Origin of the sequence: Aeromonas sp. (assembly GCF_050633025.1) — a bacterium.
Taxonomy (GTDB): Bacteria; Pseudomonadota; Gammaproteobacteria; order Enterobacterales; family Aeromonadaceae; genus Aeromonas.
On the sequence record NZ_JBODRQ010000046.1, the window covers coordinates 1 to 24,860 of the forward strand.

Here is a 24,860-nt window from a genome sequence, read left to right on the forward strand (position 1 = left end):
CAAGGAGGCCAAGATGGACTTGCGACTGAGACCCTACAAGGGAAAACGCCCGCAACTGGGCAAAGGAGTATATGTAGATCCCTGCGCGACACTGGTGGGCGATATCGAACTGGCCGATGATGCCAGCATCTGGCCCATGGTGGCGGCACGGGGGGATGTGAACCATATCCGCATCGGCGCCCGCAGCAATATTCAGGACGGCACGGTGCTACACCTGACCCGCAAGAGCGCCAGCAATCCAATCGGCTATCCACTGCTGATCGGTGAAGATGTCACGGTCGGTCACAAGGCGATGCTGCACGGCTGCACCATCGGCAACCGGGTATTGGTCGGCATGGGTGCCATTCTGCTTGATGGCGTCGTGGTCGAAGATGATGTGATGATCGGAGCCGGCAGTCTGGTGCCGCCGGGCAAGCGACTCGAATCGGGCTTTCTATATATAGGTAATCCCGTCAAACAGGCTCGCCCACTCAAACCCGCCGAGATCGCCTTCCTCAAGACCTCGGCCGACAACTATGTCCTGCTCAAGGATGAGTATCTACAAGAGACCTGATAGGGCTAGCAGAAACAGGAAGCCCGGCATGATGCCGGGCTTCGCTTCTTATATAGCTATATAGCCGTGCAGAACGGCTGACCGGAAATCAGTGGGCCTGATCCCAGTTGTCACCGGTACCCGCTTCAACCAGCAGCGGCACATGCAGTTCGGCAGCAGCCGACATCTTCTCCTTGATGATGGCGGTGTACTCCTCCAGCTTCTCTTCGCGGATCTCGAACACCAGTTCATCGTGTACCTGCATCAGCATGCGGATCGACTCATCCTCGATGCCGCGGATCCAGCTGTCCACGTTGATCATGGCGCGCTTGATGATATCGGCGGCCGTGCCCTGCATCGGGGCGTTGATGGCGGCCCGTTCGGCAGCCTTGCGCAGACCGGCGTTGCGGGACTTGATATCCGGCAGATAGAGGCGACGGCCGAACAGGGTCTCGACATACCCCTGAGCTTCCGCCTGTTGACGGGTACGCTCCATATACTCCAGCACGCCCGGGTAGCGTTCGAAGTAGAGATCCATGTACTTCTGTGCTTCGGCGCGGCCGATCCCCAGCTGCTTGGCCAGACCGAAGGCACTCATGCCATAGATGAGGCCGAAGTTGATCGCCTTGGCACTGCGGCGCATATCGGTGGTGACCGCATCGAGCGCCACGTCGAACACCTCGGCGGCAGTCGCCTTGTGGATGTCCTTGCCCTCGGCAAAGGCGGTCAGCAGCCCCTTGTCACCGGATAGGTGCGCCATGATGCGCAGCTCGATCTGGGAGTAGTCCGCCGCCACCAGCTTGTAACCGGCGCTCGGAATAAAGGCCTGACGGATCCGGCGCCCCTGCTCGTTGCGCACAGGAATGTTCTGCAGGTTGGGATCAGACGATGACAAACGGCCCGTAGCCGCTACCGCCTGATGATAGGAGGTGTGTACCCGCCCGGTCTGCGGCTTGATCATCAGCGGCAACTTGTCGGTGTAGGTGGACTTGAGCTTGGCCAGCCCACGATGCTCCATCAGCAGTTGCGGCAGCTCGTAGGTCTCCGCCAGCTCGGCCAGCACCTCTTCCGCAGTGGACGGTGCCCCCTTCGGAGTCTTTTTGATGATCGGCAGCCCCAGCTTGGTGAAGAGGATCTCCCCCAGCTGCTTGGGCGAGGAGAGGTTGAACTCCTGCCCGGCCAGCTCATGGGCCTGCTTCTCCAGCTCCGCCAACCGCAACTCGATCTCCTGGCTCTGCTGGTGCAGCAGCTTGGGCTCGATGGTGGTACCGAGTCGCTCCATCCGCGCCAGTACCGGCAGCAGTGGCAGTTCGATCTCGCTGAACACCTTGGCGAGGCCCGGCTCGGCAGAGAGCTTGCCCCACAGCGCCTGATGCAGACGCAGGGTGATGTCGGCATCTTCCGCCGCGTAAGGAGCCGCCTGCTTCAGCTCGATCTGGTTGAAGGTGAGCTGTTTCACCCCTTTGCCCGCGATATCTTTAAAGGAGGTGGTCTCGACCCCAAGGTAACTCTTGGCCAGCGAATCCATATCGTGGCGACTGGCGGTGGAGTTGAGCACGTAGGATTCGAGCATGGTGTCGTAGGCGATACCCTGCAGCTCGATGCCGTGATTGAGCAGCACGTTGCGGTCGTACTTGAGGTTCTGCCCCACCTTGAGGCGGGTCGGATCTTCCAGCAGCGGCTTGAGCTTGCCCAACACCACGGCCTCGTTGAGCTGTACCGGTGCCCCCAGATAGTCATGGCCAAACGGCACATAAGCAGCCTTGCCCGGCTCAACCGCGAAGGAGACGCCGACGATCCGCGCCTCCATATAGTCGAGACTGGTGGTTTCGGTATCGAAGGCGAATAGAGGAACTGTCTTAAGTCGTGCAAGCCATTGATCAAGAACTCCTTTCATCATCACACAAATGTAAGATGATTTGACCACTGGCAATCTTATCTTCTTGGCATGTGGTCGACGCACTTCAACCCCCAAACGGCGCAGTTCCGTTTTCGGCCGGCGCAGCACCGTCTTAGATCGATGTAGCTTTGTGTTTGGCTGATGAGATAGATTATTCGGTTGGAGCAAGATTCTCTCCTGAAGCTTCTCGGAGCCAATCACAGGCTCAACCCGTTCCTGCACCTCAGACTCCAGCTCTTTGATCAGGTTGCGCAGCTCGTATTCGCGATAGACCGCCAGCAGGGACTCCCTATCGACCGGCTTGAGCAACAGCTCTTCCAGACTCTGTTCCAGCTCGACATCGGTCTTGATGGTCGCCAGTCGATAGGAGAGACGAACCTGCTCCTCCTGCTCGCGGAACTTGTCGGCGAAGGCCTTGGAGCCTCGGAAGCCGAGCGCAGCTACCTTGTCGAGGTTGGCGGCAATCTCGTCGATACTGCCAATCCCCTGCAGCAGGGCCAGTGCGGTCTTCTCGCCGACACCGGTCATGCCGGGAATGTTGTCGACCTTGTCACCCATCAGGGCCAGATAGTCGATGATGAGCTCGGGCGGTACGCCGAACTTCTCGATCACCCCTTCCCGATCGGTCTTCACATCTTTCATGGTGTCGATCAGGGTGACATGGTCAGAGACCAGTTGTGCCATGTCCTTGTCACCGGTGCTGATCAGCACCGGCTGCTGCTTCTCGGTCGCCTGGCGGGCCAGGGTGCCGATCACATCATCCGCCTCGACGCCTTCGACCATCAAAAAGGGGAAGCCCATCGCCTTGATCATCTGGTGGATAGGCGCAACCTGGCTGCGCAGATCGTCCGGCATACTGGCACGGGTCGCCTTGTACTCGGGATAGATGTCATCGCGGAAGGTCTTGCCCTTGGCATCAAACACCACGGCCACATGACAGTCAGGATATTGCTTGCGCAGGCTGCGCATCATGTTGGCCATGACACGGACGGCGCCGCTCGGCAAACCGGTAGATGTGCGCAGATCGGCCTGCTGGGAGGCGAAGAAGGCGCGGTAAAGATACGAGGAGCCATCGACCAGAATAAGGGGATTGCTAGGGGCCATGAAATCGTCCTGCCAGAGATAAACAGCCGCTAGGATGCCACAGGGCCCCCCTCACACCAAGGGGGACAGAGACCCGGCAAAAAGGGCCACATAAGCCTTAACCCTGTGGATAACTCTGTGCCCAAAAATGGCCACACGGAAAAACCACAGTGATAACGCTGTGGATAAAAAAACAAAAAACCATACAGAACAACACTTTGAGATCAAAAAATCCGATCGCCATGCCGAGAGAATGATCTCGATCAATGTGGAAAAAAATTTAAGGGAGTAGATACGGCAGGATCCGAAACGAAACAATCCTAGCACAGCAGAGTGACTTGACCAGCGGAGGGCGAACGATAACCATACAAAAATACAACAATCCATCCTGGCTCACATTTTCAACAACGAGGAGTTTGCCATGAAAAAAGTGGCCGTGATTTTGAGTGGCTGCGGTGTCTTTGACGGGGCCGAAATCCACGAGGCCGTCATCAGCCTGCTGGCGTTGGCCCGTCAGGGAGCCGCCGTCCAGTGCTTCGCCCCGAACGTGGCGCAACTCCATGTCATCAACCACCTGACCGGTGAAGTGAGCGAGGGAGAGAGCCGCAATGTGCTGGTCGAAGCGGCCCGCATCTGCCGTGGCCAGATACAGGATGTGGCCGAGCTGGATGCGGCTGATTACGACGCGCTGCTGGTGCCCGGCGGCTTTGGCGCTGCCAAGAACCTGTGCGACTTCGCCATCAAGGGGGCGGAGTGCCAAATCCAGCCTGATGTGCTGAAGGCATGCCAGAGCTTTGCCAAGGCCAACAAACCTGCCGCCTATATCTGCATCGCGCCCACCATGATCCCGCTGATCTATGGCGCCGGGACGCTGGCGACCATCGGCCATGACGAGGGCACCGCCAACGCCATCGAGGCGATGGGTGGCAGCCATCTCAACTGCCCGGTCAACGAGTTCGTGGTGGATCAGGAGCGCAAGGTGATCTCCACCCCCGCCTATATGCTGGCCAACAACATAGTCGAAGCGGCGGACGGCATCGAGAAGACGGTCAAACAGCTGTTGGCGCTGTAATTCCCACCCCGCCAAAAACAGACGGGCCGCTCATGGAGCGGCCCGTTTTCAATTCTGCCTGAAGGCGATGAATTAGATGGTTTCGCCCATCTGATCCATTTTGCCCAGCAGGGCACGCAGACGCTCCTGCCATGCAACGTGCTCGTTGCGCAGCTGATGGTTCTCGTCTTGCAGCTTGCTGTTCTGCTCTTTCAGCTCGTCCAGCTCCATCTTCAGCAGGGAGATGTTGTCGACGGCGGATTGTACTTTGGATTCGAGTTGCTCAAGGACTTCTAGTGACATATGCATACCTGTTTGTTCAATTGCGATGCCCCACAGAGGGCGATTCAAGCGCGTGAAGCCAGCATACCCCGAGCGCATCGGCACAAACAAGCCAGTGCGCTGTAAAATGCGCCTTCCATAGATGTATTGTCTAAATATGCGTCTATTTTTCTCGCATCCTGCGCCCGAGCCGCGACAACACACTGAACCGTGCGTAAAAGGCCCCGCCACCCGCGCATCATTTGCACCCTCTCGACGGAATCGCCGTTATCCATGCAAGGCGATATAAGCCCCCAGCAACAGACAGGCGACCACATACATCAGCAGGCCGTAGAGCAGGTTCCCGCGCAGGATCAACCCAGCACTGAGGTTGTAGCGGGAGGCCAGCGCCAGATTGGATCCGGATAGCGGACTGGTGCCGGTGGCAAGCCCCCATCCCAGCAGGAAACACATGCCGAGCAGGCTGGGATCCGGCGCCAACGGCCAGAGCAGCGGCGCCAGCCCGGAGATACTGATGAGCGGATGTACCCCGACGATGGCCACCAGCAGGATCAATAGCAGGGTGAGGGATGCCTCAAGCCAGCCAAAGTGGTTGAATAGCGGCAGGCCGAGACCGGAGCCTAGATCGATGACCGACAGCGCACTGTTGATGCCTGCCGCCAGCAAACCGGCTCCCAGAAACAGCACCAGCTGACCACCGATGGCGGGAAAACGCTCCACCACCTGCCGCTTGAGGGCCGCCTTGCGCCCGGCCCTCGGCATAAAGAGCAGCGCCAGCAGCGGGGCCACCAGCGCGATCACAGCCAGAATGCCGAGCTGGGGCCAGATCTGCTTGATGAGAAGTACCAGCAGCGCCAGCGTGACCGGCAACCCCAGGGTCTGCAGCCGCAGCGGATAACCGGCAAAGTCGGCCACCCCGAGCCGTTCCACCTGCCAGGCAGTCAGTCCCATCGCCAGCAAGGCGGCGAGGATCCCGAACGGCAGAATATGGGAAAGCTGCAAACCCGGCGCATAGGTGAGCGCCACCGCCATGGCGACAAAGAAGGGTGACCAGAAGGCGGCGGCACAAAAGATCCGGCTCAGTACCATCACCTGACGCCGCTCCAGGGTGCCATTGCGCTCCAGCCGATCGCCGATGATAAAGAGCACCGAGAGATTGATGACAGCCCCCAGCAGATTGAGGCTGGCCATGGTGCTCCACAGACCTTTACGCCCGGTCCAGGAGGTGGTGCCAGTCAAGAGACCCGAGGTGGCGAGGTTGAGGGTGCTCACCGCGGCAAACATGGTGAGCATATTGATGTTGGGCAGCAGCCAGTCACCGGCGGTGAGGGGCGCACCCTGCCACCAGGAGAAAATGAGCAGCAGCAGGGCGGCACCATACAGAGCCAGTGCCTGCCGCTTGGCAGCCCCCACCAGCCAAGGCCAGGTGAGCAGTGACGCTCCCCAGGCCGCCATGGCCGCTGGCCAAGGGGAGAGTCCCAGATAGAGATGGAGCAGGTTGAGCAGCCACATACCCAGGATCAGATAACCCGACCAGCGTTTGGCCATTGACTACCCCGGCCGGGAGATCAGAGACATTGATCCATATCCAGTGAAGGCTTGTCGCACTCCGGACGGCCGACGATCTTGGCGGGTACGCCAGCGACCGTGGTATGAGGTGGCACCGGGTTGATCACCACGCTGCCCGCGCCAATTTTGGCGCCAACGCCCACTTCGATATTGCCGAGCACCTTGGCGCCCGCCCCTATCATCACCCCTTCGCGGATCTTGGGGTGGCGATCGCCACTCTCCTTGCCGGTACCGCCGAGGGTCACGCTCTGCAGGATGGAGACATCATCTTCAATCACCGCCGTCTCGCCCACCACTATGCCGGTGGCATGGTCAAACATGATCCCCTTGCCGATGCGGGCGGCCGGGTGCACATCCACCCCGAACACCACCGAGATCTGGTTTTGCAGATAGAGGGCCAGCGAGCGGCGCCCCTGACGCCATAGCCAGTTGGCGACCCGATACCCCTGCAGGGCATGGAACCCCTTGAGGTAGAGCAGCGGGGTGGAGAAGAGGTCGACCGCAGGATCACGCTCCTGCACGGCGCAGATGTCGGCCGCCACTACCGTCAGCAGTTCGGGCTCGCTGCGCAGCGCCAGCTCGATCACCTCGCGCAAGGCGATGGCAGGCATGGTGGCGCTGTCGAGTTTGTTGGCCAGCTGGAAGCTGAGGGCCGAACGCAGATTCTTGTGATTGAGAATGGTGGAGTGAAAGAAGCTGGCCAGCATCGGCTCCTGGGCTGCCATGCACTCCGCTTCTTGCTGAATTTTGTGCCAGGTTTTGGCAACCAGTTCATCCATGTTGCAGCCTACTGTTGTTCCGGGTGAGGGCTCTGTTGTTCTTTTGTCAGCACCGAGATGGGGTCCATGTGGATGATGACATCCATCCGCTCGAATGCCTGGCGTACCGCAAGTTCGGCTTCATCGGCGATCTGATGAGCCTTGACCAGGGGGATCTGATCATCCAGTTCCAGATGCAACTGTGCGAATCGGGTCGGCCCGGATTGACGGGTGCGCAGATCGTGGACGCCATGAACCCCTTCGACGGCGCAGCAGAGGGCCATTATTCTCGCTTGTTCTTCCGCTGGCAACTGACGATCGAGCAGGGCCTGCACCGATTCGTAACCAATATGCAACGCCCCCCACAGCAAGAACAGCCCGATCAGGATGGCAAACAGCCCATCGGCCCAGTACCACCCCTGCCCCGCCAACGCCAACGCCAGCAGCACCCCGACGTTGAGCAGCAGATCGGAGCGGTAGTGCAGCATGTCGGCCTTGATGGCGACACTGTTGGTCTTGCGAATAACAAAGCCCTGGAAGCTGACCAGCAGCAGGGTCAGCACTATGGAGCCACCGCTGACCCAGAGACCCGCCTCCAGCCGCTCGATTGGCGCCTGCTTGAGCAAAGAGGAGATGCCATGCATCACCAGCAACAGGGCGGAACCTGAGATAAAGGCCGACTGGATCAGCCCCGCCAGCGACTCCGCCTTGCCGTGACCGAAACGGTGTTCGTCATCGGCCGGGGCCAGCGCATAACGAATGGCCAGCAGATTGATGATAGAGGCGCTCACATCCATAAAGGAGTCGGTGAGCGATGCCAGCAGGGTCGACGAGTCGGTCATCAACCAGGCTATCAGTTTGCCAATGATCAGCAAGGTGGCGGTTGTAACCGCCGCCATGCTGGCAAAGGTTACCCAACGGGAATATTGTTGATGGCTCAAATCCGGCTTTCCTCTGGCGATGAAAAACTTATTATACCCTGACCCCGGCGTCAGTTTGGCGCGAAAATCAGTGGAACAAGAAGCGATGAACAGAATACTCCTGGTCGACGACGATCTTGAATTGACCCAACTGCTCACCGAAATTCTGACCCTGGAGGGATTTCAGGTCACGGTCGCCGATGATGGTGAAGAGGGGCTGCAACGGCTGGCGGAGCAGTGCTTCGATCTGGTGCTGCTGGACGTGATGATGCCCAAACTCAACGGCTTTGCCATGCTGACCAGACTGCGCAAAACCCACGATACCCCGGTACTGATGCTGACCGCCCGCGGCGATAGCCAGGATCGGGTCAACGGTCTGGAAGCGGGTGCCGACGACTATCTGGCCAAGCCATTCGATGACAGGGAGTTGCTGGCCCGGGTGCGTGCCATCCTGCGCCGTACCCAGGGTGCCCCACTCCAGCGCAGCAACTCCTCCGATGAAGTGCACTTCATGGATATAGTTCTGCAACCCGGCCTGCAACAGGCGCTCTGCGGCGAACAGCTGCTAGAGCTGACCGCCACCGAATTCGGCCTGCTGGAGTGCCTGCTGCGCAATCCCGGCCAGATCGTCAGCAAGAGCCACCTCTCCGAGCAGGTATTGGGCAAGAAGCTGGAACCTTTCGAGCGAGCCATCGATATGCACCTGAGCAACCTGCGCAAGAAGCTGCCGGAGCGCTCCGATGGTCAGCCCCGCTTCAAAACCGTACGGGGGCGCGGTTACCTGTGGCTAGAGCAAGAGTAAAAAGTGCCAGCTCCCTGAACGGGCTCTCGACCCAAATCTTCCTCTGGTTCTGGTTCATGCTGCTGGTGATGCTGGCCGCCGTGATCAGCCTGCCAACCCTGGATCCCCGCAACCAGATCCCGCTGCCGACCCACGAAGTGACGCGGATGCAGAACAATGTGCAGGCCCTGCTCAATGCTGCCGACCCAGATGAGGATTTCGATTTGGCCAAGGTGATGGAGAACATTGCCATGCTGCCGGTGGACAACGTCTACCTGCGCGACGAGAAGGGGCAGATCCAGTCCACCACCCATCCGCGCAAGTTTGTGGTGCGCTTTATGGTGGATGCCGACGAGCCAGCCAATCCGATGCTGGGCAACGAGGATCGCAGGGCGATCGCTGGGCCCTTCCTGATGGAACACCACGGCCATCGCTATCACGTCTATTTCGGCCTCAATGCCGAGAACCCCTACCTGTTCCTGTTTATTCAGGTACTGGATCACCCGATCCGCATTCTGGGCATATCGATGCTGGTCAGCACCCCGCTCTGCCTGCTGCTCGCCTGGCGGCTGACCCGCCCCATCCTGCAGTTGCAGAAATCGGTCTCCCAACTGGCGGCCGGCAATCTGGAGGTGCAGATCCCCAACCTGGGACGGGGCGACGAGATCGGCCAGCTGGCGGACAACGTCAGCCGCATGGTGGAGACGCTCAAGAGCATGATCCAGAAGCAGAAACAGCTGCTTTCCGATATCTCCCACGAGCTGCGCAGCCCCCTCACCCGGATGCAACTGGCGCAGGCGCTGATCCGCCGCAAGCAGGGTGACAGCGCCGAGCTGGCGCGGATCGAATCGGAGATCGGACGGCTGGACAAGCTGATCGGCGATCTGCTCGATCTGTCGCGGGTGCAGCAACATGTTGAGGCACCGGTGGTACACCCGCTGGCCGACCTGCTGGAACCCATCCTCGAAGATGCGATGTTCGAGGCAAACCAGAGCGGCAAACAGCTCAGACTGCCGCCGCTGCCCGCAGAGTCGATCCAGATGTGGCCAGAGCTGCTGGCCCGGGCCGTGGAAAACCCCCTGCGCAACGCCCTCAAATATGCCCGCGAGTTCATCAAGGTGGACTGGTATCGGGAAGGACTGGAGTGGGTGATGACCATTCGGGATGACGGCCCCGGGGTGCCTGACGAGCAACAGGCGCTGCTGTTCCAGCCCTTCTTCCGGGTCGATGATGCCCGCAACGCCAAGACTGGCGGCACCGGGCTGGGGCTGGCCATCGCCTCGGAGGCGATCCAGCGCCACGGCGGCACCATTGCGGCCAGCAACAATCATCCCACCGGGCTGACCATCACCATCCGCTTGCCCATCGCCTGATCCTTTTCATCCGGACGGGCGCTGGGTATGCTGGCGCCCCTTCTTGGCTTTACATCTCTTTGCAGGAGCTCGTCATGCTCGATATCGTCCTCTACCAGCCGGAAATTCCGCCCAACACCGGCAATATCATCCGGCTTTGCGCCAATACCGGTTACCGGCTCCATCTGATCGAGCCACTGGGATTTGAGTGGGATGACAAGCGGGTGAAGCGGGCGGGACTCGACTATCACGAATTTGCCGAGGTGAAGCGCTGGCCGAGCTATGAGGCGTTTCTGGCAGCCGTGGCGCCCAAGCGGGTGTTTGCCTGCACCACCAAGGGCCGCACCGCGCACTCGGCGGCCCAGTATGCCCTTGGCGACGCCCTGCTGTTTGGCCCGGAGAGCCGCGGCCTGCCCATCGAGATCATCGAGAGCCTGCCGTTCGAGCAGCGGCTGCGCATCCCTATGGTGCCACAGAGCCGCAGCATGAACCTCTCCAACGCGGTATCTGTCTTCGTCTACGAGAGCTGGCGCCAGCTCGGCTACGACGGCGCCATGTAAGCGCCACCGATGATCAGTGGCGGGCGTCGAGCAGATGCCCGCTGCGCTCCAGCCGCCAGCAGGTGACCCCCAGCGACAGACCGCGCCCCACCATCAGCGCTGCCATCGCCGCCCATAACGCGGCCACGCCCCACGACTGACAAAGCCACCAGATCGGGAAGAAGCCGCCAAACACGGCCAGCAACATGCTGTTGCGCATCTCCCGCGCCCGGGTCGCCCCGATGAATACGCCATCCAGCAGGAAACACCAGACCGCCAGCAAGGGCATGGCGATCAGCCAGGGAAGCTGATGATTTGCCTCCGCCACCACGGCCGGAATGTCGGTGATATAGCCGATAAGGTGGGCACCAAAGAGGGCAAACACCAGGGTAAAACCACTGGCAATGAGGGCGGCCCAGCCCAGATTGAGCACGATGGCCTCCCGCAGTTTCTGCCGATCCCGCTGACCGATGGCTCGTCCTACCATGGCCTCCACCGCATAGGCAAAACCATCGAGTCCGTAGGAGATGAGCATCAGGAAGTTGAGCAGCACCGCATTGGCGGCCACCGCCACATCCCCCAGCCGCGCTCCTTGCAAGGTCATAAAGGCGAAGCAGAGCTGCAAACAGAGGGAGCGCAGGAAGATATCGCGGTTGAGGCCGAGCAGCCGCACCATGGGCGCGAGCTGCCGCCAGCGCTGCCAGCCATCCTGCCACACCGTCGGTGCCAGTTGCCGCAGCTGACGGCGTACCAGCCAGATGCCGACTGCCAGCGCGCAGTAGTCCGCCATGACCGAGGCCGCCGCCACCCCCCGCACCTGCCAGCCGAGCCCCAGCACAAACAGGGCATCGAGCGCCATGTTGACCAGATTGGTGAGGATCAACATCACCATGGGGCTGCGGGCATCCTGCATCCCCAACAGCCAGCCCATGATCACCAGATTGCAGAGCGCCGCCGGGGCGCTCCAGATCCGCACCGCCACGTATTGGCCCGCATAGAGCTGCACCTCGGGCGAGCCGCCACTCAGGGCGATCAGTCGTGGCAACAGGGGGAAGAGCAACAACAGCAGCGCCAGACCGAGAGCAATGGCCAGCCCCAGCGCCCGCAGCAGGGTATCGAGCTGGGCACGACCATCAGCTGCGCCGTGCGCCTGCGCCGTCAGGCCGGTGGTCGACATCCGCAAGAAGCCGAGCAGCCAGAAAATGAGGTTGATCAGGGTCGCACCGACCGACACGCCCCCCAGAAACCAGGCCTGACCGAGATGACCGATCACCCAGGTGTCCACCAGCCCCAGCAAGGGGGTGGTGATATTGGAGAAAACCATGGGCAGGGCGAGCGCAAAGACGGCGCGGTGGCGAGAGGGATCTCGCCACCAGGGGGCAACAGCTGGGGTCACGCTCAGTGGCCTGCCAGCTTCAGAATGCGGGCGAAGTCAGAGAGCATGGTGGCCATCTGCACCCGGGGCACCTGACCCGACGCCACTTGCGGACGGAATACCGCCTGCAGCTTGCCCTTGGGATTGATGAGCACGATGGAGGCGGAGTGATCGATCAGGTAATCCTTCTCCCCCTGATTGGCGATGGAGTAGATCAGCCCCAGATTGCGCACGAACGGGAACAGCTTGTCGTGGGGGGCAGTGGCTGCCTTGAACTCGGGATTGAAGAAGGCGGTATAGGTCTTGAGGCGTGGAATGTCGTCACGCTGGGGATCCGCCGAGATAAACACCACCTGACTGTCGGGCGCCATCTTCTTCAGTTGGTCATAGACGGAACGCATATCTGCCAGGGTGGTGGGGCAGATATCGGGGCAGAAGGTGTAACCGACAAACAGGAAGGTCCAGTGCCCCTTCAGGTTGGCAGGAGTGAACGGCTGGTTGTCCGCATCGGTAAAGGCGAAATCATTGATGTCCCGCCCCGCCGGATAATAATCGGCCTGTTCCGGCTGCTCTGGCTGAGTGGCGTAGAACACCAGGATCAGGCAGGCTGTCAGCAGCAGAAAGAGCAGGGGATAGCGGAGCTTCATCATAACAAGAGACCCTTTCAGTTCGAGGCAGATGGCCAGCAGTGACCGGACAAGAGGGGGGCATTGTACCCCAGCGAGCCGCCAAGGTGGTTCAACCTTGTGCAACGCCCTGTCAGGAGTCGACCATTTGGCATAATTAATCGCCAGTTGCGGCCATAAAAAAACCGGCCCCCTCGGGTGCCGGTTATGGATGGATTTGTTTGTCTCTTCTGCTCAGGGGCGAGCGTTACGCCCCTGCTGCAACATCTTGCCGATGGCCCGCACGCCGATGGGAATCACGGGGGCCAGCCAGCCCTCTTCCCCCTGGCGATCGCCATGGCCACGCTTGAACAGCAGCACCAGACGCACCACCTTCTCTTTCGGGCATCCCAGCCAGAGCGTCCAGTGCGAACCACGATGGTGCAGCCAGAGACCGTAAAACCAGGTCATCCGGCTGCCTTTGACAAAACGGGTGATTGACGATTCCGCGGGCACCGCCCCAGCCTCTGAATCCCATGGCGATCTTGATGCCATACCAGTCCTCCTTGACCGACAGGTCATGTTGCTTCGTCGGCCTGAACTGGGAACAGGCCCGTCACGACTATCTGCAACGAATACAGAGTGGTCCCCTTTGCCCGACAAGACTCGGGATCTCCCCACTCCCCCTTCATATCCCGTGAAGGTGTACTGCCCGATTCTCGTTGTTACCGGCCCTCCCGTCCCAGCGCATTGCGATGGTCAGAGGGAGGTGCCAAGCCCTGTCTCGGCGACAGGGCAGTGATCTGAGCATATATCTGAAATGGATGATTAGTTGCCAGTCGCACAGGACAAAAATGCCGCGCCGATGATCTGTTTGATATGACAGGGAAAGTGCGCCAGAAACAGCACGGCCTCCCGAAGGAGGCCGTGTGACAAACGCAGTTGGCGGGGATGATTACATCCAGTCGGCGTTGCGGATCACCCCGACCGCCAGCCCTTCGATGGTGAGCTGCTGGCAGGAGAGATCCACCTCGATGGGGGAGAGCTCTTCATTCTCCGGCAGCAACCACACCTGACTGCCCTTGCGCTGGAAGCGCTTGACGGTGACATCCTCATCGAGACGGGCGACTACCACCTGACCGTTGCGCACCTCCTGAGTCTTGTGCACCGCCAGCAGGTCGCCATCCAGAATGCCGATATTCTTCATGCTCATCCCCTGCACTCGCAGCAGAAAATCAGCGCGCGGGTGGAACAGGGTGGGATCAACCTGATAGTGGCTCTCGATATGCTCCTGAGCCAGGATGGGTTCACCGGCGGCAACCTTGCCGATGAGCGGCAGGCCGCTCTCTTCCAGCACCTCTTCCTCTTCGAGCAACAGGCGAATGCCGCGGGACGTGCCCGGCATGATCTCGATGACCCCTTTTTTAGCCAGGGCCTTCAGATGTTCTTCGGCCGCATTGGCCGACTTGAAACCAAGCTTCTGGGCAATCTCGGCACGAGTCGGCGGCATGCCGGTCTCGCTCATGTTTGCCTTGATAAGCGTGAGCACTTCGGCCTGGCGGGGAGTAAGGGGTTTCATAGCATTGGCACCTGTCTTTTTATACAGCACACTGGCAGTATATACAGTGCAGTGGCCAAGGCAAGGCGCAGCTGACATTTGTCGCGACCAACCCCTCATTTACTGCTGTTTTGCTCCTGTGCAACCGACTCATCGTACCTCTCGGCGACAAGGGGCCGCCGATTTGCTATGCTCACGCCGCATTTTTTTGGAGAGCAGACGCACATGTCCCTAGGACAGAAGATTTCCAGAGCCATCTTGCAATGGCCGGTCAGCGGCTTGGTCAATCACAAGAGCCTGCCGGAAAATCCCATCACAGAACTCAATCTGGATCCGGCCAGACCCATCGTCTATGCCCTGAAAACCAGTTCGATCACCGACCTGATGACCCTGCAGCAGTGCTGCGAGGATCTCGGTCTGCCCGGCCCCTTCACGCCGCTGGAGCTTAACGGCCAGCTGCTGCCGCGCTATGTCTGTCTGGATCGTCCGCCTCCCCTGTTTGGCAAACGCAGCAAGCCGCTCCCCTTCCTGCAAGAGTTCCACCAGCTGCTGGATCTGCACAAGCAGGATCCCGAGCTGGATATCCAGGTGGTGCCTATCACCCTGTTCTGGGGCCGTGCCCCGGGCCGGGAAGGGGAAGAAGCCTCCGGCCTCAACATCATCAGCAGCCTGGCGCCGAACCGGCTGAAGAAGGCGCTTATCGTGATCCTCAAGGGTCGCGAGAATCTGGTGCGCTTCTCGCCGCCGCTCTCCCTGCGCTATATGGCGGACAAACACGGCACCGACGAAGGGATCGCCCACAAGCTGGCGCGAGTGGCCCGTACCCACTTCAGCCGTCAGCAGCTGGCCGCCACCGGCCCGAAACTGCCGAACCGCAACCTGCTGTTCAAGCAGCTGCTCGACTCCGCGGTGATCCAGCAGGCGATTGAAGAGGAGGCCCAGCGCGAAGGGATCAGTCTCGAGAAAGCCAAGAAGCGGGCCCATGGCTACATGGACGAGATTGCCTCCGACTTCTCCTACCGGCTGATCCGTCTCGGCGAAAGCTTCCTCGGCTGGCTGTGGAACAAGCTCTACCGCGGTTTGTCGGTCAATGGCGCCGAGAAGGTACGCCAACTGGCGCAGGAAGGGCACGAGATCGTCTATGTCCCCTGCCACCGCAGCCACATGGACTACCTGCTGCTCTCCTACGTCATCTACCACCAGGGGATGGTGCCACCCCATATCGCGGCGGGCATCAACCTCAATTTCTGGCCAGCGGGCCCGATTTTCCGCCACGGCGGCGCCTTCTTCATTCGCCGCACCTTCAAGGGCAACCCGCTCTACAGCACGGTATTTCGTGAATACCTCAACCTGCTGTTTGCCAAGGGTTACTCGGTGGAGTTCTTCACCGAAGGCGGTCGCTCCCGTACCGGCCGTCTGCTGCCGCCCAAGACCGGCATGCTGGCGATGACCCTGCAAGCGATGATGCGCGGACTGGACAGGCCGGTCACTTTGGTGCCGGTCTATCTGGGTTACGAGCACGTGATGGAGGTGAACACCTACCACAACGAGCTCAAGGGCAGCCGCAAGGAGAAAGAGAGCTTCCTGCAGGTGCTCGGCATCCTGCGCAAGCTGCGCAACTATGGCCGTGGTTTCGTCAACTTCGGCGAGCCGCTGACCCTCAACAGCTACCTGAGCGAACATATCCCCGACTGGAAACAGCACATCGGGGAAGAGGAGCGTCCGGCGTGGATGGCGGGTACCGTCAACGAGCTGGCCGAGCTGCTGATGACCCGCATCAACGGCGCTGCCGCGGTCAATGGCCTGACCCTGAGCGCACTGGCACTGCTGGCCGCCGAGCGTCACGCCCTGACCCGCGACGAACTGCAGGCCCAGCTCAACACCTATCTGGATCTGCTCAAGCAGGTGCCCTATAGCCCGCACAGCACCATGCCGGCCGAAGATGCCGCCACCCTGCTGGATCAGGCGATGGAGCTCAACAAGTTCGAGGTGAGCGAGGACAAGCTGGGCCAGATCATCAGTCTGGACCGCTATCAGGCGATCCTGCTGACCTACTACCGCAACAACATCCTCCACCTGTTCGCCATGCCCTCTCTGGTGGCGGCACTGATCGAGCGCTGCGAGGGGATCTCCCACAGCGAGCTGCTGGCCCGCTGCATCGACATCTATCCGCTGCTCAAGACCGAGCTGTTCCTGCGTTATGAAGAGGAGGAGCTGCCGGAGCTGGTCGATGCCCTGCTGGCCGAACTGCAGCGCCAGCAGCTGATCCAGGCGCGCGATGGCGGCTACTGGGTCAATCCGGCCAACCAGATGCGCCTGCTGCTGCTGGCGGAGAGCATTCAGGAGACCCTGCAGCGCTACGCCATCGTGCTGACCCGGGTGCTGGCCCAACCCCGGATTGAGGCGGAACAGCTGGAGGCTGATGGCCTGATGATGGCGGAGCGCCTCGGTACCCTGCACGGCATCAACGCCCCCGAATTCTTCGACCAGAAACTGTTCAGCACCCTGATCCACTCGCTGCGCAAGGAGGGTTACTTCTCTTCCGACTGCAAGCCGGATCTCGGCCGCTTCCAGGCGCTGGCCGACAACATAGTGCCGCTGCTGAGCAACAAGATCCGCCGCACCATTCAGGCAGGCAATCAGCTCTGATCTGCAACGCAAACAAAGAAGGCCGCATGATGCGGCCCTCTTTTTTATCGGGATTTGTGCGAGTACAGGTCACGCCAGCAAATAGTCGAGCACCACGCCGATGAAGATCAGCGCCCCCACATAATTGTTGTTGAGAAACGCCTGGAAACAGGCTTCCCGCTGCCGCTCGCGGATCAACCGCTGCTGGTAGACGAAGAGCACACCAGCCCCCAGCAATCCCCAATAATACCAGCCCCCCAGCGTCATCAGCTGCCCGACCGCCAGCAACAGCAGCAGAGTCGAGAGTTGCAGCGCCCCGATGATCCGCTTGTCGTTGCGGCCAAACAGGATGGCGCTCGATTTGAGGCCAAGCTTGAGGTCATCGTCCCGATCCACCATGGCGTACTGGGTGTCATAGGCGATGGTCCAGAGCAGGTTGGCCAGGAAGAGCAACCAGGCAATCAGGGGCAGAGCGTTGGCCTGCGCCGCATAAGCCATGGGGATCGACCAGGAGAACGCCATCCCGAGCACCAGCTGGGGATTGGAGATAAAACGCTTCATGAAGGGGTAGCTCACCGCCAGCAGCAGGCCGACAAACGACAGGCCGATGGTGAGCGGATTCATGGTCAGCACCAGCGCAAACGAGATAAGCGCCAGCACGAAGAAGAGCGCCAGCGCCTCGCGCGGATCGACCCTGCCTGTCGGCAGAGGGCGCCCCGAGGTGCGTTTGACGTGGCCATCGAAGTTGCGATCCGCATAGTCGTTGATCACGCACCCGGCCGAGCGCATCAGAAAGACCCCGATCACAAACACGGTCAGCACCCAGAGATTGGGCAGGCCACCAGCGGCCAGCCAGAGCGCCCAGAGGGTCGGCCACAGCAGCAGCAGGGAACCGATTGGCTTGTCAACGCGAGCCAACTGCATGTAGGCAAGTCCCCGTTCCTTGGTTAACAGATTCACTCCAGCTCCTTGTCATTGACGAGAGAGGGCAGAAACAACTCGTGCACCAGCAGTGGCCACCGCCCAAGAAACAGACGGGAACGACGCCCCCAAACCGAGGCAGAAGGGCAGCAGGGATTGGCGGCGATCTCGAAACGAGCCAGCTGCAGGTGATCGCGGCGGGCAGGCTCATGGCCAAATACCCGCTCACCCAGCGGCTGCTCGCCAAGCTCGGCAATGCCGCTCCCTTGCAATGCGTCATCGGCAAACAGGGTCCAGCCCAGCACGGCGGGCCCACGATCCCCGTGCAGGATCACCTCGCGGCAGATGCCGGCCGGCGAGGCCGAATCCACCAGCCACTGCTCATCGGCAGTAAGGGTGACCGGGTGATTGCCCAGCCACTCCACCGAAAAGTGGCGATTGTGCTGACGCAAACGCCGGGTCATGGAGCCGGGCTCCAGCAGCCAAGGGCGCAAGCTGGCGGGCAATTCACAACATTCGGGGGCCAGCCACCCGCTTAACGGCGTGAGGGGAACAGTCAACTCGGACTTCACAGCTTCACCATCCAGAGATTTCCGTGTTCAGGTTAAAATCCGGTTTATTATCCGTAAATCAATAGCGAAATGTAAGAACATCCGTGCTTGACGGCCCCGATGGCAACATCAAAAATGGGTTATCTCTTGCTGATGAGCCATCTATATGAAGATCTTCAAAATTCTGCTGGTGTTGTTACTGAGCTGTGGCGCACTTCAGGTCTCTGCCTCCGAAGGTGAGGAGCCGCCCGCAGAGGGTGAAACGGCCGCCAAACCGGGCTTCTCCTACCACGCACTCGATCCGGATATCATCACCAACTACCTGAGTAATGGCAAAACCCTCGGCTATATCCGTGTCACGGTGGAGCTGATGGCGGAGAACGAGGCCGACCTCAAACTGCTGGAGCAACATGACCCGCTGATCCGCGATGCCATCATCCGTCTACTGGGCAGCAAGAGCGCCGATCAGATCAAATCTCTGGCCAGCCGCGAAGAGCTACGCAAGGAGTGCGAAACAACCGTCAACGAACTGCTGGTGAAAGAGACCGGCAAGAAAGCGGTGCGCGAGCTTATCTTCACCAAGTTCCTCTACCAGTAATCCCTCCCGAAACAATCGCTTATTGGCATATCGGCCAATAAGCGAGCTTTGCCGGTTTATTCGAAATGAAAATCGATTACAATACGGCCGTCGAGTCGTAGAGGTAGTCGTTATGGGCAGCAAAACCCTGTGTGAATGGCGCCGTCACGAGATCCCCACCGATCTCAAGGCGCTGCGCAAGATAATCCGCAAACCCAAGTTTGTCTGCAGCAAGTGCGCCCGCAGTGCCAATGACAAGGGTTACCTCTGCCAACCGCTGCGTTTGAAAGAGGAGTAACGCCCCTCCCTGTCAGGGCGTTATTGATCGGTCCACCCCTGACGCCCCTGCTCGAACAATCTGCGCGCCTGGGTATCGTTCGGGCAAACGCCGCGATACTCCTCACCTGAGCGGCCAGCCAGATAGAGGTGCTCGGGGCGGCAATACCATGCCAATCCCTTCTGATGTCCCTGCTTCCACAGTTCAGGATCCACCTTCTTGCCACATTGGCCCTGATGGAACTCGACCCGTTCGGTGGTGAAGCCCAGCTTGCCATCCGCCTCCCCGACCTCACTCCACACCTTCTCGCAGGGATCATCGTTGGAGACACAGCCACCCAGCAGGGCAGCCAACAATATGATGGTGAGTCGCATAGTCATCCTTGAGCGTCATTTGGGCAGTTCATTCTACCCAGCGGCCCGGCCCTGACCAAGGACGAACGCTCAGCCGTGTGAGCGCGGCAAAAAAATCAGGCGGGCCCAAAGCCCGCCTGTTCATTCATGCTGTGGTTCACTGGTCATCGAAAGGGTCATCATCCTGCCAGCTTTCATCTTCCCACTGATCCAGCTCTTCTTCCCAGGATTCCGGATCCCACTCGTCATCAGAGGAGTCGTAATCCGGCTTGTGTCCACCCATCTTCACTCTCCTTGGATAGTTCACCCGCACTCCAATTTTATCCGGAATTGTCGGGCTCGCCAGTCAGAGAGAGTTCAAAGTTTGACCAGAGTGCGACCGGCGATCTGGCCTTGCGTGATGGCCTCGGCGGCCTCCACTACCTGCTCCAGCCCAATCTCGGTAACCGCCTGCTCAAAGAAGCTGGCAGGAAGATCCCGTGCCAGTCGCTGCCACGCCAGTTGACGACGTTCAAACGGGCACATCACCGAATCGACCCCCTGCAACCGCACGTTGCGCAGGATGAAGGGCATCACACTGGTAGGCAGATCGAAGCCACCCGCCAGCCCGCAGGCCGCCACGGCACCGCCATAGTTCATCTGGGCCAGCAGCTTGGCCAGCACCTGACTGCCGACGGAATCGATGGCAGCGGCCCACAGCTGTTTTTCCAGCGGTTTGGCAGGCACCAGCAGCTCGCTGCGTGGCACGATGCGGCTGGCACCCAGCGCAGTCAGCATGGCGCCCTGCTCTTCGGGACGACCGGTCAGCGCCGCCACCTGATAGCCAAGGGCTGCCAGCAGGGCAACCGAGGTGGAACCCACGCCCCCCGCCGCACCGGTGACCAGCACCTCGCCGCTTTGGGGAGTAATGCCCGCCTCTTCCAGCGCCAGCACACAGAGCATGGCGGTGAGACCGGCGGTACCGATGCACATGGCCTGCCGTTCATCAAGCCCGGCGGGCAACGGCACCAGCCAGTCCCCTTTGACCCGCGCCTGTTCGGCCATGCCGCCCCAGTGGCCTTCGCCCACGCCCCAACCGGTCAGCACCACCTTGTCGCCGGGCTGATAGCGGCTGTCGGCAGATTCGAGCACGGTACCGGCGAAGTCGATGCCGGGCACCAGCGGCCACTGGCGCACTATCTTGCCCTTGCCGGTGATGGCCAGCCCGTCCTTGTAGTTGATGGAGCTGTAAGCGACCGCTACCCGCACTTCACCTTCCGGCAACTGGCTCTCGGTCAGTTGGGTCAGAGTCGGAACAGTCTTGCCGTCTTGGTTTTCCAGTAACAGAGCCTTGAACATGGTTGCCTCTTTGATGACGTGTGAAACGGGGATCAGCTGCTTTGACGCTTTTGCAGTTGAAAATCGAGAGCCAGAGCAGTGCCCATCACGGGCTCCCCGGCCAGTTGGCGCAGGATCAGCTCGGCAGCCTCCTGCCCCATTTTGCGATAGGGGATCCTGACCGAAGTAAGGGTCGGATAACAGGCGCGCGCCACATCCAGATCGTCAAATCCGGCGATGGCGAGTTTGCCCGGCACATTCAAATGGCGGCGCTGGCACTCGAACAGCACCCCCGCCGCCAATTCGTCGTTGACGCAGATCAGTGCGTCCAGCTCGGGCCAGCGCAGCAGAAATTCACCCAGCATGGTGGCGCCGGTGCTGAAGCTGGGCCGCTCAGAGGTGTTGATGATGGCATCGGGGGAGAGGTAGTTGTCGAGCAGCGCCTTCTGCCAGCCCCGCATCCGCTGTTGCAGCATCCACTGCTCCTGACGGGCACAGAGAAAACCGATATTGCGATAGCCCCGCTCGATCAGGTGACGGGTGAGCTGGTAACCGGCATCGAAGTTGGAGACTCCCACATTCATGTCGATGGGGCTGCGGGCCATGGCACCCACTTCCACCACCGGCAGGCGAGAGGCTTTCAGGCGGGTACGGATAGTCTCGCCAAGATCGCCACCAAACAGCACCACCGCCGCCGGATTGTGCTGCAAAAAGCTGGTCAGCAAGCTCTCTTCCTGCTGTTTCAGATGCTGGGCATCCCCCAGCATGATCTGGTAACCCTCCTCGTGCAGGGTCTGTTGCAGGCCGGCGATCATCTCGCCACAGCCCGCTTCCGCCAGACTCGGGACGATCACTACGATGGTCTGGGAAGTCGCTGAGGCCAACGCCCCGGCGGCCCGATTGGGGATATAGCCGAGCTCTTCCACCGCGGCGTCGATGCGCTCGCGCATCCTGTCGGAGACCATCTCCGGCGTGCGCAGGGCACGGGAGACCGTCATGGCCCCCACTCCGGCCAGCTGGGCCACATCGTTGAGGGTCACCCGACCCGTGCTACGGCGTTTCTTAACTTCCAACATCCATCCCGTCCTCGGTTTGCTGCTGCCTACTTTAAGGCAAAAGTACGGTACAAACTATTTTCTCGGATGCAATTCTACCCTCTTTCCTTACTGAAAGGGGTAAAACGACTCCCATTGATAGATGGGGTGATAGCGCTAACTTTCGCGATCACCCTCACAGTTTCACCGCCGCAAGATCGATAGATTGGCGCCATCTTAACTAGCCGGATCACCACCATGCTGACTCAACTGCTGACCGAGGATGTCATCCGCATCGAACCCGCAGCCCGCGACTGGCGTCACGCCATCGAACTGGCCACGGCGCCCCTGCTGGCCAATGGCACCATCGAGCCCTCCTACGTGGCAGCGCTGTTTCGCTCTCATGAAGAGATCGGCCCCTACTACGTGCTGGGCCCCGGTCTGGCGATGCCCCACGCTCGCCCCGAAGACGGCGTCAACCGGCTGGGTCTGGGGCTGACCGTCATCAAGCAGGGGGTCAACTTCGACTCCGAGGGCAACGACCCGATCCGGCTGCTGATCACCCTGGCTGCCAGCGACAGCAACTCCCACGTGGAGACCATCGCCCGGCTGGCCGAGCTGTTTATGAATGAAGAGGACGTGGCGGCCATCATCGCGGCCGACACCAAAGACGACATCCTGCGCATTCTGGCGCGCTACTGAGCGGCGCCCTGCGCCCTGACAGAGGAAGAGACAATGAAAATTCTGGTTGTATGCGGTCACGGTCTGGGCACCAGCCTGATGATGGAGATGAGCATCAAGAGCATCCTGAAAGAGCTGGCAATCACCGCCGCAGTGGATCATCGCGATCTGGCCTCCGCCAGCAGCGAAACCGCCGAGATCTTTGTCGCTACCCGTGACATCGCCGAGCAGCTGCAAACCATGGGCGTCAACGGCCGTTTAGTGGCCCTCGACAACATGGTCGACAAGGCCGCGATGAAAGAGAAGCTCGCCACCGCCCTGCGCGAACTGGGCGCCCTCTAAGGATCCTCCATGCGGCCTGCGGGCCGCATCTTCCATTGCCAGGAGCTGACCATGGAATTTTTCAACTTTCTGATGTTTGACGTGCTGTCCGAGCCCGCCGTGCTGGTCGGCCTGATTGCGCTTATCGGCCTGATTGCCCAGAAGAAACCGGTGACCGAGTGCATCAAGGGCACGGTCAAGACCATCATGGGTTTCGTCATTCTGGGTGCCGGTGCCACCCTGGTGATCAACTCGCTGGGTGACTTCGCCGTCATCTTCCAGCACGCCTTCGGCATCAAGGGCGTTGTGCCCAACAACGAGGCCATCGTCTCCATCGCCCAGACCTCGTTTGGCAAGGAGATGGCGATGATCATGTTCTTCGCCATGCTGGTGAACATCCTGATCGCCCGGCTGACCCCGTGGAAATACATCTTCCTGACCGGTCACCACACCCTGTTCATGTCGATGATGGTGGCGGTGATCCTCTCTGCCGGCGGTATGAGCGGCGTGCCGCTGATCGCGGTGGGCAGTCTGGTGGTCGGCGTCGCCATGGTCTTCTTCCCGGCCATCGCCCACCCCTTCATGAAGCAGATCACCGGCTCCGATGACGTGGCGCTGGGCCACTTCTCCACCTGCTCCTACGTGCTCTCCGCCCTGATCGGCGCCAAGTTCGGCAACAAGGCCCACAGCTGCGAAGATGTACAGGTACCGAAGAGCCTGCTGTTCCTGCGCGATACCCCGGTGGCCATCTCCTTCACCATGGGCATCATCTTCCTGGTGACCTCCGCATTCGCCGGCCCCGAGTTTGTCTCCAGCGTCGCCAAGGGCAAGCACTGGTTCATGTTCTCCCTGATGCAGTCCATCACCTTCGCCGCCGGTGTCTACGTCATCCTGCAAGGTGTGCGGATGGTCATCGCCGAGATCGTACCGGCCTTCAAGGGTATCTCCGACAAGCTGGTACCGAACGCCAAGCCGGCACTCGACTGCCCCATCGTCTTCCCCTACGCCCCCAACGCCGTGCTGATCGGCTTCCTGTCGAGCTTTGTCGCCGGTCTGGTGGGGATGGCGCTGCTCTACGCCATGGGCCTGACCGTCATCATCCCGGGCGTGGTACCGCACTTCTTCGTCGGCGCCGCTGCCGGGGTCTTCGGCAACGCCACCGGTGGCCGTCGTGGCGCGATTTTGGGCTCCTTCGCCAACGGCCTGCTGCTGCTCACCATTCTGCCGGTGTTCCTGCTGCCGGTGCTGGGCGACCTCGGCTTCGCCAACACCACCTTCAGCGACTCCGACTTCGGTGTGGTCGGCATCCTGCTGGGACTGATCGTTCGCTAATTCCGGCCACCGCCAAAAACAAAACGGAGCGCATCGCGCTCCGTTTTTTTATGGCTGAGATGTATGAAAGGCTGACACTCAGTCGTTCTCCAGCGCAGTGAGGCAGTGCGAGAGGGTACGCGCCAGCGCTCCCTGATTGCGCAGCACCACGGCGCGGGCCTGCTCGCCCATCTCGCGGCGGGCGTTACCGTCGGCAAACAGCTGGCTCACCTGCTCGCCCAGCTCGGCGGCATCGGCCACGATGGCGGCGCCCCCCTGAGCCACCAGCTGACGAGTGATATCGCTGAAGTTGAAGTAGGCGGGCCCAGTCAGGCAAGGCTTGCCCAGCGCCGCCGGCTCCAGCAGGTTGTGACCGCCGATCTTCACCAGACTGCCGCCAACGAAGGCCACATCGGCCGCCGCCAGCATCAGCGGCAGTTCGCCCATGGTATCGCCGAGATAGACCTTATCCTCCGCACTCACCGCAGCACCATCAGTACGCCGCACGCAGCCGTAAGGGGCACACAGCTCGGCCACCCGGTCGAACCGCTCGGGGTGGCGCGGCACCAGAATGAGCAGCGCGT

At 60.6% G+C, this 24,860-nt stretch carries 27 protein-coding genes; 11 read left to right on the forward strand and 16 right to left on the reverse strand.

Annotation, left to right across the window (positions count from 1 at the left end; genetic code table 11):
• Nucleotides 1-13: 13 nt before the first annotated feature.
• The gene (locus tag ACRAUW_RS08475; protein ID WP_431361944.1) at nucleotides 14-553 is read left to right on the forward strand and encodes a gamma carbonic anhydrase family protein; all 540 of its coding nucleotides are present in this window, start codon (nucleotides 14-16) and stop codon (nucleotides 551-553) included.
• A gap of 88 nt (nucleotides 554-641) precedes the next feature.
• On the opposite strand, the gene polA is transcribed toward ACRAUW_RS08475, so the two are convergent.
• Complete coding sequence (polA, locus tag ACRAUW_RS08480) at nucleotides 642-3,536, reverse strand: DNA polymerase I (protein ID WP_431361926.1); 2,895 nt, start codon at nucleotides 3,534-3,536, stop codon at nucleotides 642-644.
• 400 nt (nucleotides 3,537-3,936) lie between these two features.
• Here polA and elbB point away from each other — a divergent pair, with 400 nt between their 5' ends.
• On the forward strand, nucleotides 3,937-4,587 hold the full coding sequence (gene elbB, locus ACRAUW_RS08485; RefSeq protein WP_431361927.1) for an isoprenoid biosynthesis glyoxalase ElbB: 651 nt from the start codon (nucleotides 3,937-3,939) through the stop codon (nucleotides 4,585-4,587).
• Between the two features lie 72 nt (nucleotides 4,588-4,659).
• On the opposite strand, the gene ACRAUW_RS08490 is transcribed toward elbB, so the two are convergent.
• From ACRAUW_RS08490 to fieF, 4 genes are all read right to left on the reverse strand, one after another.
• Entirely contained in the window at nucleotides 4,660-4,869 is a 210-nt protein-coding gene (locus ACRAUW_RS08490; RefSeq protein ID WP_033136398.1) for a cell division protein ZapB, read from the reverse strand.
• Between the two features lie 246 nt (nucleotides 4,870-5,115).
• A complete protein-coding gene (locus ACRAUW_RS08495) occupies nucleotides 5,116-6,396 on the reverse strand; it encodes a hypothetical protein (RefSeq protein ID WP_431361928.1) in 1,281 nt (426 codons plus the stop codon).
• A gap of 20 nt (nucleotides 6,397-6,416) precedes the next feature.
• Nucleotides 6,417-7,196 carry a serine O-acetyltransferase gene (cysE, locus tag ACRAUW_RS08500; RefSeq protein WP_005339552.1) on the reverse strand — a complete coding sequence of 260 codons (780 nt, stop codon included), beginning with the start codon at nucleotides 7,194-7,196 and terminating at the stop codon, nucleotides 6,417-6,419.
• Between the two features lie 8 nt (nucleotides 7,197-7,204).
• Nucleotides 7,205-8,116, reverse strand: coding sequence for a cation efflux pump FieF (gene fieF / locus ACRAUW_RS08505; protein ID WP_431361929.1), 912 nt, complete (start codon nucleotides 8,114-8,116; stop codon nucleotides 7,205-7,207).
• An 85-nt stretch (nucleotides 8,117-8,201) separates the two neighbouring features.
• Between fieF and ACRAUW_RS08510 the strand changes: the two genes are divergently transcribed.
• The 3 genes from ACRAUW_RS08510 to trmL all read left to right on the forward strand — a co-directional run bounded on the left by ACRAUW_RS08510 (nucleotide 8,202) and on the right by trmL (nucleotide 10,788).
• Nucleotides 8,202-8,897, forward strand: coding sequence for a response regulator (locus ACRAUW_RS08510; protein WP_431361930.1), 696 nt, complete (start codon nucleotides 8,202-8,204; stop codon nucleotides 8,895-8,897).
• A 56-nt stretch (nucleotides 8,898-8,953) separates the two neighbouring features.
• Complete coding sequence (locus ACRAUW_RS08515) at nucleotides 8,954-10,249, forward strand: ATP-binding protein (protein ID WP_431361945.1); 1,296 nt, start codon at nucleotides 8,954-8,956, stop codon at nucleotides 10,247-10,249.
• A gap of 74 nt (nucleotides 10,250-10,323) precedes the next feature.
• Nucleotides 10,324-10,788, forward strand: coding sequence for a tRNA (uridine(34)/cytosine(34)/5-carboxymethylaminomethyluridine(34)-2'-O)-methyltransferase TrmL (gene trmL / locus ACRAUW_RS08520; RefSeq protein ID WP_005339545.1), 465 nt, complete (start codon nucleotides 10,324-10,326; stop codon nucleotides 10,786-10,788).
• Nucleotides 10,789-10,801: 13 nt separating this feature from the next.
• On the opposite strand, the gene dinF is transcribed toward trmL, so the two are convergent.
• The 4 genes from dinF to lexA all read right to left on the reverse strand — a co-directional run bounded on the left by dinF (nucleotide 10,802) and on the right by lexA (nucleotide 14,326).
• Nucleotides 10,802-12,163, reverse strand: coding sequence for an MATE family efflux transporter DinF (gene dinF / locus ACRAUW_RS08525; RefSeq protein ID WP_431361931.1), 1,362 nt, complete (start codon nucleotides 12,161-12,163; stop codon nucleotides 10,802-10,804).
• Between the two features lie 2 nt (nucleotides 12,164-12,165).
• Complete coding sequence (locus ACRAUW_RS08530; protein ID WP_431361932.1) at nucleotides 12,166-12,792, reverse strand: SCO family protein; 627 nt, start codon at nucleotides 12,790-12,792, stop codon at nucleotides 12,166-12,168.
• Nucleotides 12,793-13,002: 210 nt separating this feature from the next.
• Nucleotides 13,003-13,218: a hypothetical protein gene (locus ACRAUW_RS08535; protein ID WP_019446524.1), complete on the reverse strand. Its 216-nt coding sequence runs from the start codon at nucleotides 13,216-13,218 to the stop codon at nucleotides 13,003-13,005.
• A gap of 484 nt (nucleotides 13,219-13,702) precedes the next feature.
• Nucleotides 13,703-14,326, reverse strand: a complete 624-nt coding sequence (gene lexA, locus ACRAUW_RS08540; protein WP_431361933.1) for a transcriptional repressor LexA — start codon at nucleotides 14,324-14,326, stop codon at nucleotides 13,703-13,705.
• A 204-nt stretch (nucleotides 14,327-14,530) separates the two neighbouring features.
• On the opposite strand from lexA, the gene plsB reads away from it, so the two are divergent.
• Nucleotides 14,531-16,954: a glycerol-3-phosphate 1-O-acyltransferase PlsB gene (plsB, locus tag ACRAUW_RS08545; RefSeq protein ID WP_431361934.1), complete on the forward strand. Its 2,424-nt coding sequence runs from the start codon at nucleotides 14,531-14,533 to the stop codon at nucleotides 16,952-16,954.
• A 69-nt stretch (nucleotides 16,955-17,023) separates the two neighbouring features.
• On the opposite strand, the gene ubiA is transcribed toward plsB, so the two are convergent.
• The gene (ubiA, locus tag ACRAUW_RS08550) at nucleotides 17,024-17,893 is read right to left on the reverse strand and encodes a 4-hydroxybenzoate octaprenyltransferase (RefSeq protein WP_431361935.1); all 870 of its coding nucleotides are present in this window, start codon (nucleotides 17,891-17,893) and stop codon (nucleotides 17,024-17,026) included.
• On the reverse strand, nucleotides 17,890-18,426 hold the full coding sequence (locus tag ACRAUW_RS08555; RefSeq protein ID WP_431361936.1) for a chorismate--pyruvate lyase family protein: 537 nt from the start codon (nucleotides 18,424-18,426) through the stop codon (nucleotides 17,890-17,892). The genes ubiA and ACRAUW_RS08555 overlap by 4 nt, the downstream gene beginning before the upstream one ends.
• A 145-nt stretch (nucleotides 18,427-18,571) precedes the next feature.
• On the opposite strand from ACRAUW_RS08555, the gene ACRAUW_RS08560 reads away from it, so the two are divergent.
• Nucleotides 18,572-19,003 (forward strand): flagellar basal body-associated protein FliL, encoded by a 432-nt coding sequence (locus tag ACRAUW_RS08560; protein ID WP_431361937.1) that lies wholly within the window; start codon nucleotides 18,572-18,574, stop codon nucleotides 19,001-19,003.
• 112 nt (nucleotides 19,004-19,115) lie between these two features.
• Nucleotides 19,116-19,280, forward strand: a complete 165-nt coding sequence (locus ACRAUW_RS08565; protein ID WP_374842838.1) for a hypothetical protein — start codon at nucleotides 19,116-19,118, stop codon at nucleotides 19,278-19,280.
• Nucleotides 19,281-19,300: 20 nt separating this feature from the next.
• Here ACRAUW_RS08565 and ACRAUW_RS08570 read toward each other — a convergent pair whose 3' ends face one another.
• The 4 genes from ACRAUW_RS08570 to ACRAUW_RS08585 all read right to left on the reverse strand — a co-directional run bounded on the left by ACRAUW_RS08570 (nucleotide 19,301) and on the right by ACRAUW_RS08585 (nucleotide 22,005).
• Entirely contained in the window at nucleotides 19,301-19,633 is a 333-nt protein-coding gene (locus ACRAUW_RS08570; protein ID WP_236283201.1) for a DUF2799 domain-containing protein, read from the reverse strand.
• A gap of 136 nt (nucleotides 19,634-19,769) precedes the next feature.
• Nucleotides 19,770-19,895 carry a hypothetical protein gene (locus ACRAUW_RS08575; RefSeq protein WP_265328520.1) on the reverse strand — a complete coding sequence of 42 codons (126 nt, stop codon included), beginning with the start codon at nucleotides 19,893-19,895 and terminating at the stop codon, nucleotides 19,770-19,772.
• Between the two features lie 74 nt (nucleotides 19,896-19,969).
• A complete protein-coding gene (gene acuI / locus ACRAUW_RS08580; protein ID WP_431361938.1) occupies nucleotides 19,970-20,950 on the reverse strand; it encodes an acrylyl-CoA reductase (NADPH) in 981 nt (326 codons plus the stop codon).
• A 32-nt stretch (nucleotides 20,951-20,982) separates the two neighbouring features.
• A complete protein-coding gene (locus ACRAUW_RS08585) occupies nucleotides 20,983-22,005 on the reverse strand; it encodes a LacI family DNA-binding transcriptional regulator (protein WP_431361939.1) in 1,023 nt (340 codons plus the stop codon).
• Between the two features lie 216 nt (nucleotides 22,006-22,221).
• Here ACRAUW_RS08585 and ACRAUW_RS08590 point away from each other — a divergent pair, with 216 nt between their 5' ends.
• The 3 genes from ACRAUW_RS08590 to ACRAUW_RS08600 are packed head-to-tail and all read left to right on the forward strand — an operon-like array spanning nucleotide 22,222 to nucleotide 24,297.
• Entirely contained in the window at nucleotides 22,222-22,665 is a 444-nt protein-coding gene (locus tag ACRAUW_RS08590) for a PTS sugar transporter subunit IIA (RefSeq protein ID WP_431361940.1), read from the forward strand.
• 33 nt (nucleotides 22,666-22,698) lie between these two features.
• Nucleotides 22,699-22,986, forward strand: a complete 288-nt coding sequence (locus ACRAUW_RS08595; protein ID WP_431361941.1) for a PTS sugar transporter subunit IIB — start codon at nucleotides 22,699-22,701, stop codon at nucleotides 22,984-22,986.
• Nucleotides 22,987-23,037: 51 nt separating this feature from the next.
• Nucleotides 23,038-24,297 carry a PTS ascorbate transporter subunit IIC gene (locus ACRAUW_RS08600; protein ID WP_431361942.1) on the forward strand — a complete coding sequence of 420 codons (1,260 nt, stop codon included), beginning with the start codon at nucleotides 23,038-23,040 and terminating at the stop codon, nucleotides 24,295-24,297.
• A 78-nt stretch (nucleotides 24,298-24,375) separates the two neighbouring features.
• Here ACRAUW_RS08600 and ACRAUW_RS08605 read toward each other — a convergent pair.
• A partial coding sequence (locus tag ACRAUW_RS08605) for a glycosyltransferase (protein ID WP_431361943.1) occupies nucleotides 24,376-24,860 on the reverse strand: 485 nt, incomplete at its 5' end.

Bases quoted from the DNA above. Each gene is read 5' to 3' on its own strand.
- acuI (WP_431361938.1), bottom strand. From the start codon at position 20,950: ATGTTCAAGGCTCTGTTACTGGAAAACCAAGACGGCAAGACTGTTCCG.
- ACRAUW_RS08570 (WP_236283201.1), bottom strand. From the start codon at position 19,633: ATGCGACTCACCATCATATTGTTGGCTGCCCTGCTGGGTGGCTGTGTC.
- ACRAUW_RS08585 (WP_431361939.1), bottom strand. From the start codon at position 22,005: ATGTTGGAAGTTAAGAAACGCCGTAGCACGGGTCGGGTGACCCTCAAC.
- ACRAUW_RS08510 (WP_431361930.1), top strand. From the start codon at position 8,202: ATGAACAGAATACTCCTGGTCGACGACGATCTTGAATTGACCCAACTG.
- ACRAUW_RS08590 (WP_431361940.1), top strand. From the start codon at position 22,222: ATGCTGACTCAACTGCTGACCGAGGATGTCATCCGCATCGAACCCGCA.
- elbB (WP_431361927.1), top strand. From the start codon at position 3,937: ATGAAAAAAGTGGCCGTGATTTTGAGTGGCTGCGGTGTCTTTGACGGG.
- lexA (WP_431361933.1), bottom strand. From the start codon at position 14,326: ATGAAACCCCTTACTCCCCGCCAGGCCGAAGTGCTCACGCTTATCAAG.
- polA (WP_431361926.1), bottom strand. From the start codon at position 3,536: ATGGCCCCTAGCAATCCCCTTATTCTGGTCGATGGCTCCTCGTATCTT.
- ACRAUW_RS08475 (WP_431361944.1), top strand. From the start codon at position 14: ATGGACTTGCGACTGAGACCCTACAAGGGAAAACGCCCGCAACTGGGC.
- ACRAUW_RS08495 (WP_431361928.1), bottom strand. From the start codon at position 6,396: ATGGCCAAACGCTGGTCGGGTTATCTGATCCTGGGTATGTGGCTGCTC.
- ACRAUW_RS08560 (WP_431361937.1), top strand. From the start codon at position 18,572: ATGAAGATCTTCAAAATTCTGCTGGTGTTGTTACTGAGCTGTGGCGCA.
- ACRAUW_RS08490 (WP_033136398.1), bottom strand. From the start codon at position 4,869: ATGTCACTAGAAGTCCTTGAGCAACTCGAATCCAAAGTACAATCCGCC.
- ACRAUW_RS08530 (WP_431361932.1), bottom strand. From the start codon at position 12,792: ATGATGAAGCTCCGCTATCCCCTGCTCTTTCTGCTGCTGACAGCCTGC.
- plsB (WP_431361934.1), top strand. From the start codon at position 14,531: ATGTCCCTAGGACAGAAGATTTCCAGAGCCATCTTGCAATGGCCGGTC.
- ACRAUW_RS08575 (WP_265328520.1), bottom strand. From the start codon at position 19,895: ATGGGTGGACACAAGCCGGATTACGACTCCTCTGATGACGAGTGGGAT.
- ACRAUW_RS08535 (WP_019446524.1), bottom strand. From the start codon at position 13,218: ATGACCTGGTTTTACGGTCTCTGGCTGCACCATCGTGGTTCGCACTGG.
- cysE (WP_005339552.1), bottom strand. From the start codon at position 7,196: ATGGATGAACTGGTTGCCAAAACCTGGCACAAAATTCAGCAAGAAGCG.
- ACRAUW_RS08515 (WP_431361945.1), top strand. From the start codon at position 8,954: ATGCTGCTGGTGATGCTGGCCGCCGTGATCAGCCTGCCAACCCTGGAT.
- ACRAUW_RS08600 (WP_431361942.1), top strand. From the start codon at position 23,038: ATGGAATTTTTCAACTTTCTGATGTTTGACGTGCTGTCCGAGCCCGCC.
- trmL (WP_005339545.1), top strand. From the start codon at position 10,324: ATGCTCGATATCGTCCTCTACCAGCCGGAAATTCCGCCCAACACCGGC.
- ACRAUW_RS08565 (WP_374842838.1), top strand. From the start codon at position 19,116: ATGGGCAGCAAAACCCTGTGTGAATGGCGCCGTCACGAGATCCCCACC.
- ACRAUW_RS08595 (WP_431361941.1), top strand. From the start codon at position 22,699: ATGAAAATTCTGGTTGTATGCGGTCACGGTCTGGGCACCAGCCTGATG.